Annotated in this window: 1 protein-coding gene; it reads right to left on the bottom strand. The window is 66.3% G+C overall.

All coding sequences use genetic code 11. The features are described from left to right. Positions 1 to 682, bottom strand: a 682-nt coding sequence (locus tag BGIM_RS56650; protein ID WP_157370029.1) for a transposase, incomplete at both ends; no start/stop codon positions are given.

The raw sequence follows: 682 nt of genomic DNA, 5'->3' as shown, positions 1-682 counted from the left end.
CCCGGCCCGCCGACCGGCGCCGCATCGCGGCATACGGCCCGTCGTTCGGATCAAGCCGGATGGCCCGGAACGGCCCGGCCGTCAATTCCTCCGCCAGCAACCGAACTTTCGGACGCGGCTTCGGACCGGCCAGGACCCGTTCCGGGTTCATCGGCACGATCCACGAATACTTCCGCCGATTACACGCCTCGCGAATCACCACGGCGTCGAAGGCGGTGTCGCCCAGGACCACCACGTCGGCCCCGTCCGGCAACGGCAGTTCCCGGATCAACTCCGCCGCCAGTTCCGTCTGTTTGAGATACTTCGTCCGACGGGCCTCGCAATACTCCTTCGTGCGGTAACAACGACGGAACGGATAACGGGTTCCCCGCGGCGTCAGCAGCAGACCCATCACAAAGCAATGACAGCGTTTGCGGGTGTGTTTGTATTTGTTGTGACGGATGCCTTTGCGCGGACGGCGTTGCCGGTTCCCCGTGGAATAGGTGTTCTCCGTCTTGTCTCCCTGCCGGCTGCACAGCGTCTGGTCGATGATGAACACGAACCGGCCCCCCGACGGCTCCAACGCCAGCATCCGGTCCCGCACCAGGGCCAGCGGCGGCCGTTGGCGAAGGGCCTTGCGGCCGAGGAACCGGCTGATCTGGGCGCGATGACGCGGCTCCGAGGCCACCGACCCCGAGGCCTG

The sequence above is a fragment of the Zavarzinella formosa DSM 19928 genome (genome assembly GCF_000255705.1).
In the GTDB taxonomy this organism is placed as follows: Bacteria; Planctomycetota; Planctomycetia; order Gemmatales; family Gemmataceae; genus Zavarzinella; species Zavarzinella formosa.
Note: the sequence above shows the minus strand (reverse complement) of the source record. Positions and strands in the feature narration are given on the sequence as shown.